General features: G+C 42.0%; 20 protein-coding genes. 16 read left to right on the top strand and 4 right to left on the bottom strand.

The window, feature by feature from the left end; genetic code table 11:
• Positions 1–15: 15 nt before the first annotated feature.
• On the top strand, positions 16–801 hold the full coding sequence (locus ACIROD_RS05350) for a phosphatidylserine decarboxylase (protein WP_101222628.1): 786 nt from the start codon (positions 16–18) through the stop codon (positions 799–801).
• A gap of 52 nt (positions 802–853) precedes the next feature.
• On the opposite strand, the gene ACIROD_RS05345 is transcribed toward ACIROD_RS05350, so the two are convergent.
• Entirely contained in the window at positions 854–994 is a 141-nt protein-coding gene (locus ACIROD_RS05345) for a sporulation histidine kinase inhibitor Sda (protein ID WP_034311351.1), read from the bottom strand.
• A gap of 465 nt (positions 995–1,459) precedes the next feature.
• Here ACIROD_RS05345 and ACIROD_RS05340 point away from each other — a divergent pair, with 465 nt between their 5' ends.
• The 8 genes from ACIROD_RS05340 to ACIROD_RS05305 are packed head-to-tail and all read left to right on the top strand — an operon-like array spanning position 1,460 to position 6,473.
• Positions 1,460–1,981: a YqeG family HAD IIIA-type phosphatase gene (locus ACIROD_RS05340; RefSeq protein WP_260358122.1), complete on the top strand. Its 522-nt coding sequence runs from the start codon at positions 1,460–1,462 to the stop codon at positions 1,979–1,981.
• Entirely contained in the window at positions 1,978–3,087 is a 1,110-nt protein-coding gene (gene yqeH, locus ACIROD_RS05335; RefSeq protein WP_397315176.1) for a ribosome biogenesis GTPase YqeH, read from the top strand. The genes ACIROD_RS05340 and yqeH overlap by 4 nt, the downstream gene beginning before the upstream one ends.
• A 20-nt stretch (positions 3,088–3,107) precedes the next feature.
• Positions 3,108–3,950, top strand: coding sequence for a shikimate dehydrogenase (aroE, locus tag ACIROD_RS05330; protein ID WP_402938512.1), 843 nt, complete (start codon positions 3,108–3,110; stop codon positions 3,948–3,950).
• Entirely contained in the window at positions 3,944–4,234 is a 291-nt protein-coding gene (gene yhbY / locus ACIROD_RS05325; protein WP_230177040.1) for a ribosome assembly RNA-binding protein YhbY, read from the top strand. The genes aroE and yhbY overlap by 7 nt, the downstream gene beginning before the upstream one ends.
• 11 nt (positions 4,235–4,245) lie before the next feature.
• Positions 4,246–4,815 (top strand): nicotinate-nucleotide adenylyltransferase, encoded by a 570-nt coding sequence (locus tag ACIROD_RS05320; RefSeq protein ID WP_101222624.1) that lies wholly within the window; start codon positions 4,246–4,248, stop codon positions 4,813–4,815.
• Positions 4,805–5,377 carry a bis(5'-nucleosyl)-tetraphosphatase (symmetrical) YqeK gene (yqeK, locus tag ACIROD_RS05315; protein WP_101222623.1) on the top strand — a complete coding sequence of 191 codons (573 nt, stop codon included), beginning with the start codon at positions 4,805–4,807 and terminating at the stop codon, positions 5,375–5,377. Before ACIROD_RS05320 ends, yqeK begins: the two co-directional genes overlap by 11 nt.
• Positions 5,377–5,733, top strand: a complete 357-nt coding sequence (gene rsfS / locus ACIROD_RS05310) for a ribosome silencing factor (protein ID WP_101222622.1) — start codon at positions 5,377–5,379, stop codon at positions 5,731–5,733. Before yqeK ends, rsfS begins: the two co-directional genes overlap by 1 nt.
• A complete protein-coding gene (locus ACIROD_RS05305; protein WP_402938507.1) occupies positions 5,730–6,473 on the top strand; it encodes a class I SAM-dependent DNA methyltransferase in 744 nt (247 codons plus the stop codon). The genes rsfS and ACIROD_RS05305 overlap by 4 nt, the downstream gene beginning before the upstream one ends.
• A gap of 102 nt (positions 6,474–6,575) precedes the next feature.
• Here ACIROD_RS05305 and comER read toward each other — a convergent pair whose 3' ends face one another.
• Positions 6,576–7,406, bottom strand: coding sequence for a late competence protein ComER (gene comER / locus ACIROD_RS05300; RefSeq protein ID WP_402938504.1), 831 nt, complete (start codon positions 7,404–7,406; stop codon positions 6,576–6,578).
• Between the two features lie 111 nt (positions 7,407–7,517).
• Between comER and ACIROD_RS05295 the strand changes: the two genes are divergently transcribed.
• The 3 genes from ACIROD_RS05295 (at position 7,518) to ACIROD_RS05285 (ending at position 11,118) form a co-directional block, all read left to right on the top strand.
• The gene (locus ACIROD_RS05295; RefSeq protein WP_402938501.1) at positions 7,518–8,153 is read left to right on the top strand and encodes a helix-hairpin-helix domain-containing protein; all 636 of its coding nucleotides are present in this window, start codon (positions 7,518–7,520) and stop codon (positions 8,151–8,153) included.
• A 78-nt stretch (positions 8,154–8,231) separates the two neighbouring features.
• Positions 8,232–8,792, top strand: coding sequence for a ComE operon protein 2 (locus tag ACIROD_RS05290; RefSeq protein ID WP_402938498.1), 561 nt, complete (start codon positions 8,232–8,234; stop codon positions 8,790–8,792).
• A gap of 19 nt (positions 8,793–8,811) precedes the next feature.
• Complete coding sequence (locus ACIROD_RS05285) at positions 8,812–11,118, top strand: DNA internalization-related competence protein ComEC/Rec2 (RefSeq protein ID WP_402938496.1); 2,307 nt, start codon at positions 8,812–8,814, stop codon at positions 11,116–11,118.
• A gap of 76 nt (positions 11,119–11,194) precedes the next feature.
• Here ACIROD_RS05285 and ACIROD_RS05280 read toward each other — a convergent pair whose 3' ends face one another.
• On the bottom strand, positions 11,195–11,329 hold the full coding sequence (locus ACIROD_RS05280) for a YqzM family protein (protein ID WP_081108861.1): 135 nt from the start codon (positions 11,327–11,329) through the stop codon (positions 11,195–11,197).
• 343 nt (positions 11,330–11,672) lie between these two features.
• On the opposite strand from ACIROD_RS05280, the gene holA reads away from it, so the two are divergent.
• Positions 11,673–12,686, top strand: a complete 1,014-nt coding sequence (gene holA, locus ACIROD_RS05275) for a DNA polymerase III subunit delta (RefSeq protein WP_230177035.1) — start codon at positions 11,673–11,675, stop codon at positions 12,684–12,686.
• A gap of 88 nt (positions 12,687–12,774) precedes the next feature.
• Here the strand turns inward: holA and rpsT are convergent, their stop codons facing one another.
• On the bottom strand, positions 12,775–13,041 hold the full coding sequence (rpsT, locus tag ACIROD_RS05270; protein ID WP_034308554.1) for a 30S ribosomal protein S20: 267 nt from the start codon (positions 13,039–13,041) through the stop codon (positions 12,775–12,777).
• A 274-nt stretch (positions 13,042–13,315) separates the two neighbouring features.
• Between rpsT and gpr the strand changes: the two genes are divergently transcribed.
• The 3 genes from gpr to ACIROD_RS05255 all read left to right on the top strand — a co-directional run bounded on the left by gpr (position 13,316) and on the right by ACIROD_RS05255 (position 16,065).
• Complete coding sequence (gene gpr, locus ACIROD_RS05265; protein WP_230177034.1) at positions 13,316–14,434, top strand: GPR endopeptidase; 1,119 nt, start codon at positions 13,316–13,318, stop codon at positions 14,432–14,434.
• Between the two features lie 86 nt (positions 14,435–14,520).
• On the top strand, positions 14,521–15,720 hold the full coding sequence (spoIIP, locus tag ACIROD_RS05260) for a stage II sporulation protein P (protein ID WP_101222616.1): 1,200 nt from the start codon (positions 14,521–14,523) through the stop codon (positions 15,718–15,720).
• A gap of 21 nt (positions 15,721–15,741) precedes the next feature.
• Positions 15,742–16,065, top strand: a complete 324-nt coding sequence (locus ACIROD_RS05255) for a YqxA family protein (protein ID WP_053535740.1) — start codon at positions 15,742–15,744, stop codon at positions 16,063–16,065.
• Positions 16,066–16,133 lie beyond the last annotated feature (68 nt).

The following is a 16,133-nucleotide window of genomic DNA, read 5'->3' as shown; positions in this document are numbered from 1 at the left end:
TTGGAGTGGTTTTATTTGTTTCAGTCTTTATATCGCATTCTTATTGAACTGACGAATGGTCAGTATTCATCAGGATTATTAAAGCATTTTAGCCAATCTCGTTGGAGCAGGCCCTTAATTTTACTTTATGTAAAAACATTTAACCTTAATCAACAAGAATTTGGTAAGGAGTTAAAAGCTTATACCAATCTGCACGAACTATTTACAAGGCAGTTAAAGGCGGACGCCAGGCCAATTACGGCAGTTCCTTCTGCGGTGGCTTGTCCTGTTGACGGTGTTCTTGAGGATTCAGGGGAGATACGGGCTGATAAAAAGATCGTCGTTAAGGGAAAGATATATTCAATGGAGGAAATGCTCGGGGATGAACTTCGGTTGGAAAAGTACTTAGGCGGCAAATATCTCGTGTTATACTTAAGCCCGAGTCATTACCATAGGATCCATTCGCCAATCAAGGGTTCTGTAGTCAAACGCTGGACCCTTGGAAGGAAATCGTACCCCGTTAATAAATGGGGGATGAAATATGGAAAAGAGCCTTTATCAAAAAATTATCGGACAGTAACTGAATTGCAAAATGAAGCGGGAAGTTTGGCGATGGTGAAAGTCGGGGCCATGTTCATAAATTCGATCGTCATTACTGATGAATCTCAGGAATTGGAAAAAGGGCAGGAATTTTCTTATTTCAGCTTTGGTTCAACAGTGGTGCTTCTTTTTGAAAAAGGAAATTTTGAACTTGAAGGAAACATATCCATTCCCGCAGATGTCCGTGTAGGTGAAACGATCGGTTTCATGAGGGCCGTCTAACTTCAATTGAAAATAAGAGGCTGACAATTGATGTCAGCCTATGTATTCCATATTAAAATATTGATCGGATTTTATGCGTTAGGGATCTTCGATGAATTTCCGTTTCTATGAGGCGGATGAAATCGGTACTCAACTTTAAATTCTGTGCTTTAAAATAGGATTCAAGCAACAGGTCATCAGATAGTTTTTGCATCAGAACGCCATATACGGCTGCTCACCTCCAGTTGGGATTGCGAGGAATAATTTGGTATTTACTTGCATATATTGATAAGTCTTCCTTGATGTACCCCTACTGTATCAGAAATAAACGTGGAGAACAATCGTTCTGTTATCCACAGTTGAAAGTGGATAACCTGTGGTTAAGTTGTTTACAAGGTGAACGAAATGGTGCACATCAGTATGGAAAATGTTAGTAAAGTTATCCACAGGTTGAACAAATGAAATTTTTGTCGAAATCTTTTATGAATAATTAGTTCTTTGGTTATGGTCTGCCAGCAAATTTCCCATTATTTAATAAAAAATGCCTTTCCATATCTGAAAACATCCATTATGATGTTTCTTTACCGTCAGCCCTTCTTTCCTAATTTTTTTTGAAAGTGAGCTAAAAATTCGATATGATGGAAACGGTAAATTTTAATGAAAATATAGAGGTGTCAATATGCTTAAATTATTTTTGCCGAGTGAACATGTTAAAAGCATTTTTAATATAGATCCTCAAGAATTGAAAAAAAGAGGGATCAAGGGAGTCATTACCGATTTGGATAATACTCTCGTTGAATGGGACAGGCCAACTGCCACCCCCGATTTAATCAAATGGTTCGACAATTTGCGGGATCATGGGATTTTAGTGACGATCGTGTCCAATAATAATGAAAATCGAGTTCGAGCTTTTTCCGATCCGCTTCACATTCCGTTTATCTTCCAGGCGAGAAAACCGATGGTAAGAGCTTTCAATAAAGCCCGTAAGTCAATGGGATTGAAATTGGAAGAAACGGTGGTAATCGGCGATCAGCTATTGACGGATGTATTGGGAGGGAACAGAGGCGGGTTTCATACGATCTTAGTGCTCCCTGTAGCACAAACCGACGAATTCAGAACAAGGATCAATCGTTATTTTGAAAGAAAGATCATGGCGTTTTTTAAACGAAAAGGAATGCTAGAATGGGAGGATCACAATTGAACAATCATCAAGAACTAGTGTGCATCGGATGCGGTGTGAAGGTCCAGACTGAAGATCCGAAAGAGTTGGGCTATGCCCCTAAATCAGCCCTGGAAAAAGAAACGATCGTCTGTCAGCGCTGCTTTAAATTGAAACATTATAACGAAGTTCAGGATGTATCCTTAACAGACGATGACTTCTTGAAAATCTTGAATAAAGTAGGCGAAACCGACTCTTTAATCGTCAAAATCGTCGATATTTTTGATTTCAATGGAAGCTGGCTGCCTGGCCTTCATCGATTTGTAGGAAGAAATGATGTTCTTTTGATCGGAAATAAGGTCGATTTATTGCCTAAATCAGTAAAAACGAACAAGTTGATCAATTGGATGAAGCAATCGTCCAAGGAATTGGGTCTTAACCCGGTTGATGTCCTGCTTGTCAGTGCGGAAAAGGGAAAGCACATACTGGAAGCTGCTGATGCGATTGAGCGGTACCGCAAAGGTAAAGATGTCTATGTGGTGGGCTGTACGAATGTAGGTAAATCCACTTTCATCAACCGACTTATAAAAGAATTGAGCGGTGAAGACGATATCATCACGACTTCCCACTTCCCAGGGACTACCTTGGATATGATCGAAATTCCTTTGGATGATGAACAGGCATTGATCGATACACCAGGAATCATTAATCATCATCAAATGGCTCACTATGTGGACAAACGGGACTTCAAGGTGATCATGCCGAAAAAGGAAATCAAGCCGAGAGTTTACCAACTGAATGAAGGACAGACGCTATTTTTCGGAGGGTTGGCCCGACTGGACTATGTCTCAGGAGGAAGGCGTTCACTGACTTGCTACCTTTCGAATGAATTGAATATTCACCGTACGAAATTGGAAAATGCCGATGAATTGTATAAAAACCATGCCGGGGAATTATTGACGCCCCCACGGCCTGAACAAATCGAGGAGTTTCCGAAGCTGATTCCACATGAATTCTCCTTGAAAGATGGTAAAATGGATATTGTGTTTTCTGGTCTTGGCTGGGTGACGGTCAATGAGCCAGGAGCGAAAATCGTTGCACATGTTCCAAAGGGCGTCAATGTGATCGTTCGCAAATCATTAATCTAAATATAGGGGTCGTCTAGTCTATGAAAAAGATATATGGGGTAATGGGAGATCCAATTGCACATTCGATGTCACCGGACATTCATAATGATGCATTTGAAAAAGAAAATATAGAAGCGGTTTATCATCATTTTCATGTGACACCTGAGCGTTTGAACGATGCCGTAAAAGGCATGAAGGCCCTTGGTATAGAAGGGTTTAACATCACGATTCCTCATAAGACTTCAATCATCCCTTTCCTTGATGAAGTGGATGAACTGGCCCTTGCAATCGGGGCTGTAAATACGGTTGTTAACAAAAATGGTCGGTTTATAGGGTATAATACAGACGGAAATGGATTTTTCAAATCTTTATGCGATGAAATATCAGGTGACATCAAGGCTAAAAAAACGTTAGTGATCGGAGCGGGCGGTGCTGCGCGTGCGATTTATTTTACCCTCGTGAAAGAAGGGGTAAAGCAAGTTGATATTGCAAACCGGACAAAGGAAAGGGCGGCCCAGCTTGTTTCTGATTGCCCATATGATAAATTATCGAAGGCACTCTCGATTATCGAAGCGGAAGAAAGCTTATCACAATATGATTTAATCATCCAAACGACTTCTTCTGGAATGAGTCCTGAATTGGATCATTCACCGTTAAAGGTCGACCAGCTTAAAACCGGTGCCATTGTCAGTGATATCATTTATAACCCTCTGCAAACCAAGCTGCTGCGTGAAGCGGGGGAAAAAGGGGCGGAAACACAAAATGGGCTAGGGATGTTCATCAACCAGGCCGCGCTCGCTTTTGAGATATGGACAGGCATTATGCCGGATACAGCAAGAATGACAGATATTGTCTTGAACAAACTAGGAGGTAACACATGTTAACAGGTAAACAGAAAAGATTTTTACGATCAAAGGCCCACCACCTCAATCCAATTTTTCAAGTTGGTAAAGGCGGCGTCAATGATAATCTCATCAAGCAAATTGGTGAGGCGCTTGAAGTACGTGAATTAATCAAGGTCAGCATCCTGCAAAACTGTGAAGAGGACCGTGATGATGTGGGTCGTTCTTTATCAAAGGGTGCACGGGCGGAATTGGTTCAGATTATCGGCAACACAATTGTGCTGTATAAAGAATCAAAAGAAAACAAACAACTTAAATTACCTTAAGGAACCTATCTATGAAAAAAATTGGAATTCTTGGCGGTACATTCAATCCTCCGCATATCGGGCATTTGATTATAGCGAATGAAGTGCTTGATGCCCTTGAGCTAGATGAAATCAGGTTCATGCCAAATCACGTTCCTCCACATAAGGAAAAATCGGAGGAAGTAACCGATATGGACAGGCTGGCTATGTTGGAAAACGCGATAGCCGGAAACCCATCTTTTTATATTGAGGGTATTGAAATAGAAAGAAAAGGCACATCTTATACGTATGACACGATAAAATTGCTGAAAGAGCTTGAGCCAACCAATGAGTTCTATTTCATAATTGGCGCAGATATGATTGAGTACTTACCGAATTGGCACCGTATCGACGAGCTGGTGCATATGGTCAATTTCGTCGGGGTGAAGCGCCCTGGATATGATGAAAAGACCGTATACCCAATAACGATGGTGAAAGTCCCCCAGATGTTCATTTCGTCTTCCATGATAAGAAGGAAGTTAAGAACGGGGAAAACCGTGAAATATTTAATAGCAGATCCAGTGGTGAAGTATATTAAAGGGAATGGTTTATATGAATCGTGAGGAAGCATTGGCACTGGTCAAAGAACAAATCACTGAGCGCAGGTACATTCATACCTTGGGTGTGGTCGAGTCAGCGGTTGAACTTGCTGAACGGTATGGTGCCGACGTCAAAAAAGCGGAACTGGCAGCCATTTTCCATGATTATGCAAAATTCCGTCCAAAAGAGGAAATGGAGCAAATTATAATCGCTGAAAAAATGGACCCGGCGTTACTTGAATACAATATGGAGCTATGGCACGCTCCTGTCGGGGCTTATCTGGTGAAAAAGGAAGCTGGCATTCAGGACGCTGAAATCTTGGATGCGATTGCCTATCACACGTCTGGCAGGGTTGGCATGAGCCTTTTGGATAAAGTCGTATACCTTGCCGACTATATTGAGCCGGGACGTTCTTTTCCCGGTGTCGACGAAGTCAGGCAGACAGCAAAGCAAAATTTGGATCATGCTGTCATCCAGGCGTTAAGGAATACAGTTGTTTTTTTAATGAAAAGAAATCAGGCAATTTACCCTGACACATTTAAGACATATAATGACTTGATCATGAATTTGAAGGAGAAGATGTAATGACTGAACGTGAACTACTTGTAATTGCAGCAAAAGCGGCGGATGATAAAAGAGCGGAGGATATCGTGGCATTGAACATGCAAGGTATTTCCCTTGTAGCGGATTACTTTTTGATCTGCCACGGTAATTCTGAAAAACAAGTACAAGCAATAGCTCGTGAAATGAAGAGCAAAGCTGATGAATCAGGAATCAATGTAAAACGTCTTGAAGGTTTTGACGAGGCGAAATGGGTGCTTGTGGATCTTGGCGATGTAGTGGCCCATATTTTCCATAAAGATGAAAGAAACTACTATAATCTTGAACGTTTATGGGGAGATGCACCTTTTGAAGATCTAGAGAGTGAACTGACTACATGACTTATGAACGCTTTGCCTATGTATACGATGAATTGATGAAGGACGCACCTTATGAAAAATGGCTGATGATCCTTACGGCGAAGCTGGAACAGTATGGAATTGGTGGAAGGAAAGTCCTGGATCTAGCGTGTGGAACCGGGGAAATGACCGTTGAATTGGCGCAACACGGATTCGAAGTCACCGGCGTGGATTTATCTGATGAAATGCTTCTTGTTGCCAATGAAAAGGCGGTTAAGCTTGGATTATCTATTCCGCTTTTCCAGCAGAACATGGCAGAACTCGAGGGACTTGGCCAATTTGATTGTGTCACGATTTTTTGTGATTCGCTGAACTACCTTCGCGATGAGGAGGATATAGTCAAGACGTTCAGCCGGGTTCATGAGCATTTGAAGGATGGCGGATTATTCTTTTTTGATATCCATTCCATTTATAAAATGGAAGAAATCTTTAGCGATAATACGTTTGCTGTCAACGGTGAAGAAGTATCCTATATATGGGACTGCTTCCCGGGTGAAGAACCATACAGTGTTGAGCATGATTTAAGTTTTTTCGTAAGGGACGATGAAAGCGGACTGTATGACCGTTTTGATGAGTTGCATTATCAACGGACCTATCCGGTTGAACAATATAAAAAGTGGTTGGAGCAAGCAGGTTTTACGGTTTCTGAAATTCTGGCAGATCTTGAAGAAGCACCGCTTGTAACGGAAACCGAAAGAATCTTGTTTGTAGCCAGTAAATAATAAAGAGGTAAGAATCCCCGTTCGTACATCATCCTGTACCAGCGGGGGTCTGACCTCTTCTTTTTTTATTTTAAGAAGGAATTGAGATATAAATTACGAATATTAATAAGGATGGCCGAACTGCTTTTCAACTTCGTGAAGGTCCTCTGCAAACTTTTCATGAGTCGCTTGAAAAAGATGATGGAACATTTCCCCTGTTTCAGCTTCTAAAACCTTGATCCCCTCACCCGTTATTCCACCCTTTACACAAACCTTTTCCTGCAAGGTCGGCAATGTATAAACCCCTTTACCAAGCAATTCCCCTAAGCCAACCAGCATATTCTCAGTCAAAGTCGTAGCCGTTTCTTTATCTATCTTCGTCGTTTGGCAGGCCGCATCAATAAAAGCTTGTGCTAAATAGCTGAAGAAGGCAGGTCCGCAGCTGACGATATCGGAAGCTACCCGGGTGATATCATTTTCAATTATGACCGGTGCCGATATGGCAGAGGCCAAATCATATAAAGCTGATACTTTCTCCTTGCTGCAGCTCTTGCTGAAACTCAGTAACGATACCCCTGAACCGACACGGTTCGTTATGCTCGGTATAAAACGGGCACAGGGGGCATTCACTGCCGATTCCAGCTGGGAGACTGAAAGCGGGCTTGTGATGGAAATGACCAGCTGATCCCTTTTTATATGATGTTTGATGCCTTGTAATAGGCTGTTAATTTGTAATGGTTTTACACAGAGAAAGATAAAGTCGGCTTGTTGGGCGATTTCGGCTGCGGTTTCCGCAACCTTGATGCCAGGGTGTTTATCTTTCAGCACCAATGCCTTGGAAAGCGTGCGATTTGTAATGACTAGATCTGGCGGATTCAATATTTTTGCCTCCAGCCATGCCTCGATTAAAATGGTACCCATATTTCCGGTTCCGATAACACCGATTTTCTTCAATTCCGATCAACTCCTCTCACTTAAAGCGATTGATTCTCCTAAAAACACTATGTATTTTTAATCTGTCCTATGACAATGTATCGTGCGAAATCCAATAAGGAGGCAAAGAAAATGGATGAAATTTTAAAAAGGAAAATGACCAAGATTACCGTTGCGGTGGCATTTGTTGCAGCGGGCATTTACTTTTTTTTGCAACAAGGGGCGGATTCGGCGAATACGGAAGATATATTTTCCATTTCTGAAAAGGAAGCTGAAATCGAACAAAGTGAAAATGAAACGGCTGCCGAACCTGTAATCATTAAAGTGGACGTTAAAGGAGCGGTCAAGTCCCCAGGCATTTTTACTGCACAGGCAGGTGAACGGGTGATTGATTTAATTTCGGCTGCAGGCAGCTTTACGGACAAGGCCGATAAAAATAAAGTGAATTTTGCCCAAATCGTCGAAGACCAAATGGTCATTTATGTTCCGGAAATAGGTGAAGAAGTCACGGGGGACTTGGAGAATATACAAGTCGGGTCGTCTGGTGATGCCGCCACTAAGGGGGCGTCAGGAGGACTGGTGAACTTGAATACAGCTACACAGGAAGATTTGGAAACCTTGACGGGTATTGGACCATCCAAAGCGAATGCGATCCTGGAATACAGGGAAACGGTTGGGAAATTCAATAAGGTCGATGAATTGAAGAAGGTAACGGGAATCGGCGATAAAACGTTTGAAAGGTTACGGGATTCCATTTCGGTGAAATGAATGATTGAATATGCTACACAAATGGACAGGAAGAGGGTAAAATTGAAGAAAAGCATTCTAGTGGTAAGGGGATACAACATGAACAGAATTAGTTGGGATCAATATTTCATGGCGCAAAGCCATTTATTAGCCTTAAGAAGCACATGTACACGCCTCACTGTAGGGGCGACCATCGTAAGGGACAACAGAATCATTGCGGGGGGATATAATGGGTCCATTGCGGGAGGGACGCATTGTATTGATGACGGCTGCTATGTAATTGATAATCATTGTGTCAGAACGATACATGCAGAAATGAATGCACTTTTACAATGTGCGAAATTTGGGGTGCCTACTGATGGGGCGGAAATATATGTGACGCATTTTCCGTGTCTTCAGTGCTGTAAATCACTCATCCAAGCTGGCATCAAGGCTGTTTATTATGCGGAAGATTACAAAAATCATCCATATGCCCTGGAATTATTTAAACAGGCTGGTGTCAAGACCGAGAAGGTTGAAGCAAAAGGGGCCATCGATGTTAATGGAAAACAAAAAAAGGACTTTGTATTCTCATTGTTAGCTCAACTTGAACGAACAGGCATGGAAAAAGAAGCTGTATCGGAGCTGGAAAAGCAGGCCAATCAGATATTTGGAAATTAAATAGGACGGGGGGGCAGGCATGGCTCGACACCTTATCTTATTAGCCGTTTCGGCCACATTTGGTGTTACGGCCCATTCTTTTTTTTATGTAAGGCTGCTGATCATCATCCTTATTTTTCTCTGTTTACTTTACTTTTTGGTGGGATTAAGTTTGAAGGCCCTTAGTTTTCATTTGGTTATCATGGGGATGTTTTTAGGGGCCGCCTCCTTCACCGATCACCGCAACAAAACTGCCTATCATGGAACGGAAAGCCAATTTATCATTACATTTACGGATCAACCGAATATAGATGGAAATTCTTTAAAAGGATTCGTTTCCAGTGAGAAAGGCGAACGGTTAGTGCTTCGTTATAAAATCACCACTGAACTGGAACAGGAAAAGCTGGGTCGGTTTCTGCGGATCGGTTTATCTTGTCCGGCCGAAGGGACATTGCAAATTCCCGACAAAAACAGAAATGAAAACAGTTTCGATTATCAGCGTTATCTTTTGCGTCAAGGCACCCATTGGATTTTCAAAGCGGATTCCATTTCATTTCAGGAATGTAAAGTCGTTGGAAATCCGATTCTTGTTTCGATACGTAATTTGCGCCTAAAGGGGATTACGTATATTAGAGAACACTTTCCGGAAGAATCTAGCGGTTTTGTCACTGCCCTCATATTCGGCGACCAGACATATATAGATGAAGGCGACCTTACTAATTATCAGCGGCTAGGTCTGGTTCATTTACTGGCTATTTCCGGTCTTCATGTCAGTTTTTTAACGGGGCTGTTATTTTACTTCGGCATCAGGGTGGGGATTACACGGGAAAGAATGATGATGGCAATCTTGATCTTCCTTCCGGTTTACATGTTACTTTCAGGTGCCAGTCCATCAGTGGTGAGATCCTGTTTGATGGCTATGCTTTTCTTTCTACTTCTGCTATTCAAGAAGCGGATTTCGGCGGGTGCCGCAATCGGATCGGCTTATATGGCACTTTTGTTTATTCGGCCTAATATGCTCTATGATATAGGTTTTCAGCTTTCATTCGCGGTCACTTTCTCCATTATCATGTCTTCAAGCATTTTCTTGCAATACCCGAAGAAAACAACGCAGCTATTCATCGTCAGTTCCATCTGCCAATTGGCAGCCCTTCCGATTTTGCTTTTTCACTTTTATGAAGCATCCATTCTTGGTGTGTTTCTGAACGTATTGTATGTTCCGCTTTATTCCATCATATTGCTGCCATTTTCACTGATTTCCCTCTTCATTCATCTATTACTGCCTTCCTTGGGGCAACCCCTCATCTCATTATTGAATTATACCTTCATACTCTGCAATAAAGCTGCGGAGGGTGCATCGGATTTGCCGCTTGCCTCCATTCCGTTTGGAAAACCACCTTTCATCATGATGTTATTACTTGTTATTTCACTTTTAGGATTATACCTGACTTGGGAAGTGTCCTTTGAAAAAAGTAAAATATGGTGCGTAATAATAATTGTCCTTTTACTTTTGCAATATAACTTACAAAGGTTCTCGCCTTTTGGTGAAGTGCAGATCATCGACGTTGGGCAAGGTGACTCCATTTTAATTAGCCTGCCTTTCAATCGCGGTAACTATTTGATTGATACGGGAGGGCAAATTACATTTCCAATCGACATGTGGGCAAAAAAGCGAAAGAAGTTCAACACCGCGGATGATATCATAATTCCATTATTGAAAAGTAAGGGAATCCACCAATTGGACAAGCTGATTTTAACTCATCCGGATGTAGATCATATGGGAAGTGCAAAAGAATTAATAGAAAATTTTAAAGTTGGGGAGATCATCATTGGAGGCTGGAGTGAAGAGCAATACAGGGATATGGATTTTGTGACTGTGGCAAGAGATAAACAAATGGAAATGACTGTCCTGAAAAGGGGGGACCATTGGGTGGCGGGAGGAGTGCCGTTTGCTGTGCTAAGTCCATATGAGAAAGAAGAAAATAAGAATGATTCATCCATAGTTCTATTCACGGAGCTTGGGGGATTGTCATGGTTATTGACCGGCGATATGGGAGAAGAAGGGGAAAGTGAACTTTTGAGAACATTTCCGCAGTTGCAGGCGGATATCTTGAAGGTCGGTCACCATGGCAGTAAAACTTCTTCTTCCACGCCCTTCCTTGAACAGCTGCAGCCGAAAGCGGCGCTTATTTCAGTTGGAAAAGATAATGGCTACGGTCACCCTCATCGAGACGTAATTGGGAATCTGGAAAGAAATGGCATAAAGGTGTTCAGGACCGACGAGGATGGTTCTATTATTTACAAGTATTACAAAAGCAGTGGAACCTTTCGGAAGACTCTCCCATAGTATGTAGAAAATCAAAAAGAAAGAGACTGCAGCAGCAGCCTCCATCAGGAAAAATAAGTGCATGTAGTAAATGAAATCAGGATCCGACAGCTTTAATGACGACAGCTATGGTGAACATGGCAGCGAAAAATACAAAAGAACCGATGAATCCCATAGCGGAATCAGCGACGTCATCTGTCTTTGATTGAACATTCTTTTCGAATTCGTTCATTGTTTACCCCTCCTATTTCTGCTAATAGTATAAAACATTACCAAAAAAAAATCTACAGGCTTCATTCCTTCATTTCCTTTACTGACAAGAGTTGTCACAAATAGTTTGGGATTTTGAGGTCAAAATAACAGTACAAACAAAGCAAGCGAAAAAGAAAAGCTCAATTTTTGTTCTACATGAATACTCTACCCGCTTTCAAGGGAGATTACCCGGGCCTTTCTTGAAAGTGTTCATATAGATCCGGAATTAGCCCTTTTATAGGGCTAGTTCCCTTTATAGCTTGTCAAATGGTCCATCCACCTATACCATTAGAGAAGAATACATAGTAAAGAGGCGGATTCTATTGGTATTAGATGTTTGGAAAAGTATAAAAAAAGGGCAATTCGCGCCGGTATACTTGTTATATGGGTCGGAAGCCTATCTAATTAATGAAACGAAGCAGCTATTGATCGAGAATGTCCTTCACGAGGATGAGATGGATTTTAACTTTTCTCAATTTGATTTAGAAGAGACGCCTGTTGAAACTGCACTTGAAGATGTTGAAACCCTCCCGTTTATTGGGGAAAGGCGCCTTGTTTTCATGCAAAACCCATTTTTTTTGACAGCTGAAAAAACGAAATCAAGAGTTGAACATAATGTGAAAAGACTGGAAGCGTATTTAGCTGACCCGGTTCCTTATTCTATTGTCGTATTGACCGCACCTTATGAGAAACTGGATGAACGGAAAAAAATCACCAAGGAACTGAAGCGTAAGGCGGTTCTTGTTGAAGCGAAGAAGCTTGGTGATCATGAGTTAAAAGGATGGGTGAAGGAGAGGGTCGAAGCTTCTTCAGTCCAAATAGATGAGCAGGCTACAGAGCTTTTACTTGAACTTGCAGGAACGAATCTGATGATGCTTACGAATGAATTGGATAAAATGGTGCTTTATGCAGAAGCTGATAAACACATTACGGTCGAGGTAGTGGAAAAGCTGGTTGCTAAATCCCTTGAACAGAATATCTTTACGCTTGTCGATCATGTGTTACAGCGAAAGATGGAGAGTGCGATGACGATACTGCACGATCTACTCAGGCAGAATGAAGAGCCGATCAAAATCTTGAGCGTCATGGCGGGTCAGGTAAGGCTCATGTATCAAGTGAAGGAGCTTTCCCGCCAAGGCTATAGCCAGCAAAAAATTGCAGGTCAATTGAAGGTGCACCCTTACAGGGTAAAGCTGGCACTTGAAAAGACGGGGAGATTCCAGGAACGCGAGCTGTTGAGTATCATTAACGACTTAGCGGAAGCGGATTATAAAATGAAGACCGGCCAAGCCGATAAGGCAATCACGCTTGAGCTGCTGCTTTTAAAAATTAGATGATAAAAAGGTGGCAGATATCCTGTCACCTTTTTTATGCAAAAAACGGCACAAAAAAAACGATCCGGTTGGATCGTTTAATTTTTTGTCATTATGCGTTAAGAGCGTTAAGTCTTTTCGCTAAACGAGATTTTTTACGGGCTGCCGCATTTTTATGGATTAATCCTTTAGATGCAGCTTTGTCTAATTTCACAGCAGCTGTTAAAAGAGCTTCTTTAGCAGCTTCAACGTTTTCACCAGCTAATGCAACTTCAGCGTTTTTCACTGTAGTACGCATAGTTGATCTAACAGTAATGTTATGAACGCGTTTTTTGTCGTTGATTTTTACACGTTTAATAGCAGATTTAATGTTTGGCATTCCGTTCACCTCCTACAAAGAAATCGAGATTATATGAACTCGACTTTTCAAATCCATATCAAATAGCACAAGTGATATTCTATCAGACTGCCCATAAATATGCAATACTTCAGATTGAGAATCGAAAAGGAATTATAATTTCGGGAATAAATTCATCTCGTCATCACTCATTGTACCAAAAAAATGAATAATAAAAAAGCAAAAACGACAGAATGTTTAAGAGAGACTATTGAAAATACTAGATTAGATTCAATTCAAACATCAGGAGGCCGTTATGGAAAATAATTTGGACCTTAGTGAATACGGAATTCGTACAGATTTGGCGATTGAAGCAAAGGAAATTGCCCTTGAACATAAAGGTGTTGTAGAGGAAGTGGATGTATCCCGTATCGAAGGGGTCATTATTAAAGAAAAAGATGTGGATGATCTGAAGGTATCCTTAGTCGAGGTCACGGCTGAGGGTGAAAAAGAAATCGGGAAGAAGCAGGGCAGCTATTTGACCATCGAAGTGCAGGGGATCCGCCAGCAGGATACGGATACGCAGCAACGGGTGGAAAAGGTGTTCGCCAACGAACTGGCTTCCTTTTTGAAACGGAATAAAATCACCAAAGAAAGCAGTTGCTTGGTTGTCGGTCTTGGTAATTGGAATGTTACTCCCGATGCTCTTGGGCCTGCAGTCGTTGAGAACCTTGTGGTCACAAGACATTTGTTCGAATTGCAGCCGGAGTCCGTCAAGGAAGGCTATCGGCCGGTAAGTGCGATTTCCCCCGGGGTGATGGGGATTACGGGAATCGAGACGAGTGACATCATAAAAGGAGTCATCGAAAAAAGTAATCCTGATTTCCTGATCGTCGTAGACGCATTGGCTGCCCGTTCGATCGATCGAGTGAATTCGACGATTCAAATAACGGATACAGGCATCCATCCTGGGTCTGGTGTTGGGAATAAACGAAAAGAATTGAGCCAGGCTACATTGGGTGTTCCTGTTATAGCGATTGGTATACCTACCGTCGTGGATGCCGTATCAATTGCCAGCGATACGATAGATTATATTTTGAAGCACTTTGGCAAGGAACTGAATGAAGGGGACAGACCATCACGTTCGCTGGCGCCCGCTGGATTCAGTTTTGGAAAGCGCACAAAGCTGACAGAAGAGGATATGCCAGGTGAAAAGGAGCGCCAAACCTTCTTGGGAATGATAGGTGTCCTCCCTGATGAAGAGAAACGGAAATTGATTTATGAGGTACTGTCACCGCTTGGTCAAAATTTAATGGTTACACCGAAAGAAGTCGATGTTTTCATTGAGGATATGGCCAATTTAATAGCCAATGGGTTAAATGCAGCCTTGCATCATTCAATAAATCAAGATAATACCGGCTACTACACCCGTTAAATCATTTTTAGTGCCCAAAAATGGTGTTCTACCCTTTCTAGCAAAGTCATAGGTATTAATAGACAAGCTATAGAGAGGGTGGAAGGATGAAAAGAAGAAATTCCCCAGGAATCATAACAGCCGTTCACGGATCAACAATAATAAAAACTTTTCTAGGTATTCTCGCCTTGCTTCTTTTTGTTTTTTCAGTCAGTGGGGTCATGACTTCCCTAAGACCGGAGTATCGGATATCTTCTAATTCCGTACATACTGTAGCCAACCAATTCTCGGGGAAAATGCTGTTCTCGATGCTGGCCAATGAAAACCATTATCTTTTTAATGCCCTGCCGGAAGGTAAGCAGGAATCGATGATCACGAATCAATTGATAAAAGTTTCGACCAACATTTCGCTGGAGGACCCGCGGAGCTTACTTGGCAGGGAACTTCCTGGCTTTTCGATTTTTGATAATGAGATCCTCGTTGCCGGGGAAGGAACGAATTATACGAATATGCCATACGAATCCTCGCCGCCAGTGGACGTCCTGAATGAAGAAAGGGATGCATCCCTGCAAAACCTGGATGAGATTGAAGAACCGGAAAAAGGAGTGGCCGATCAGCCGAAACAAACGACAAATGGACGGAAAGTGGTCGAGATATACCATAGCCATAACCGGGAGTCATATCTTCCATATTTAAAAGGAGTGACTAACCCGGATCTAGCCTATCATTCGAAAATCAATATTACGAAACTCGGGGAGCGGATGGTTGAAGATATGGCTGATAAGGGGATAGGCTCCTCGCTCGATAAAACGGATATCATGGGAAATCTGAATAATAAAGGATTGAATTATGCCAGATCCTATCAAGAATCACGAAAATCCGTCCAGACGGCATTGGCCAATAACAAGGATTTAGAATATATCATTGATATCCATCGTGATTCTAAACGAAAAAAACATACGACCATTAACATTAACGGTAAAGATTATGCCAAGATTGCCTTCGTGGTCGGGGGCAATAATCCGAACTTCGAAAAAAATGCAGCGCTTGCCAATAAGCTTCATAAAGCTTTGGAGAAAAAATACCCTGGCATTTCACGAGGGGTTATGAAACAAGGCGGAGCGGGACATAATGGAGTATACAATCAGGATTTGTCAGGCAATGCCATGCTCTTGGAAATTGGCGGCGTTGATAATACTTTCGAGGAAATGTACTTGACCGTTGATGCCTTTACCGAGGTTTTCAGTGAATTTTACTGGGATGCCAAAGCAGTGGATAACCCGACCGGGGATTCGGAAGCGCAGTAATTTGAAAGGAGTTCTCCTATCATGGTTCGATTTTGGTTGAAATGTACAGGGATTGTGCTCGTATTATTTTTAGGTGTTCTAATCGGGATGCAGCAAGCGAACGACGGGATGAAAAAAATGAAGGGGTATGAAGATCCCTCTTTGAATAGTGCATTCATTATTAACCAATCGGACCAAGGGGAGATGGAAGCGGATATCCTTGGCGAAAAAGTAACCAGTCATGATTTGGAGACGAAAAAAGAAAAGCTTGAAGAAATGAAGGCCTTCAACTTTTTCTCATCGATCGGCAAAACGCTTGGAGAGACCATATCAGGGGCCTTTCAAGCACTTATTGATATGATTTAGGTATGAAGTAAGTTGAGTGTGCCCTGCCAAAAGGCTGCATCCGAATCCGGAATGCAGCCTTTTTTTAT

This window comes from Peribacillus sp. NPDC101481 (assembly GCF_044767165.1).
In the GTDB taxonomy this organism is placed as follows: Bacteria; Bacillota; Bacilli; order Bacillales; family DSM-1321; genus Peribacillus.
Note: the sequence above shows the minus strand (reverse complement) of the source record. Positions and strands in the feature narration are given on the sequence as shown.

What these genes read in the sequence shown, in the direction of transcription:
- ACIROD_RS05345 (WP_034311351.1), bottom strand. Translation starts at nt 994, where the DNA reads ATGCAAAAACTATCTGATGACCTGTTGCTTGAATCCTATTTTAAAGCA.
- ACIROD_RS05340 (WP_260358122.1), top strand. Translation starts at nt 1,460, where the DNA reads ATGCTTAAATTATTTTTGCCGAGTGAACATGTTAAAAGCATTTTTAAT.
- aroE (WP_402938512.1), top strand. Translation starts at nt 3,108, where the DNA reads ATGAAAAAGATATATGGGGTAATGGGAGATCCAATTGCACATTCGATG.
- yhbY (WP_230177040.1), top strand. Translation starts at nt 3,944, where the DNA reads ATGTTAACAGGTAAACAGAAAAGATTTTTACGATCAAAGGCCCACCAC.
- ACIROD_RS05320 (WP_101222624.1), top strand. Translation starts at nt 4,246, where the DNA reads ATGAAAAAAATTGGAATTCTTGGCGGTACATTCAATCCTCCGCATATC.
- yqeK (WP_101222623.1), top strand. Translation starts at nt 4,805, where the DNA reads ATGAATCGTGAGGAAGCATTGGCACTGGTCAAAGAACAAATCACTGAG.
- rsfS (WP_101222622.1), top strand. Translation starts at nt 5,377, where the DNA reads ATGACTGAACGTGAACTACTTGTAATTGCAGCAAAAGCGGCGGATGAT.
- ACIROD_RS05305 (WP_402938507.1), top strand. Translation starts at nt 5,730, where the DNA reads ATGACTTATGAACGCTTTGCCTATGTATACGATGAATTGATGAAGGAC.
- ACIROD_RS05295 (WP_402938501.1), top strand. Translation starts at nt 7,518, where the DNA reads ATGGATGAAATTTTAAAAAGGAAAATGACCAAGATTACCGTTGCGGTG.
- ACIROD_RS05290 (WP_402938498.1), top strand. Translation starts at nt 8,232, where the DNA reads ATGAACAGAATTAGTTGGGATCAATATTTCATGGCGCAAAGCCATTTA.
- ACIROD_RS05285 (WP_402938496.1), top strand. Translation starts at nt 8,812, where the DNA reads ATGGCTCGACACCTTATCTTATTAGCCGTTTCGGCCACATTTGGTGTT.
- ACIROD_RS05280 (WP_081108861.1), bottom strand. Translation starts at nt 11,329, where the DNA reads ATGAACGAATTCGAAAAGAATGTTCAATCAAAGACAGATGACGTCGCT.
- rpsT (WP_034308554.1), bottom strand. Translation starts at nt 13,041, where the DNA reads ATGCCAAACATTAAATCTGCTATTAAACGTGTAAAAATCAACGACAAA.
- gpr (WP_230177034.1), top strand. Translation starts at nt 13,316, where the DNA reads ATGGAAAATAATTTGGACCTTAGTGAATACGGAATTCGTACAGATTTG.
- spoIIP (WP_101222616.1), top strand. Translation starts at nt 14,521, where the DNA reads ATGAAAAGAAGAAATTCCCCAGGAATCATAACAGCCGTTCACGGATCA.
- ACIROD_RS05255 (WP_053535740.1), top strand. Translation starts at nt 15,742, where the DNA reads ATGGTTCGATTTTGGTTGAAATGTACAGGGATTGTGCTCGTATTATTT.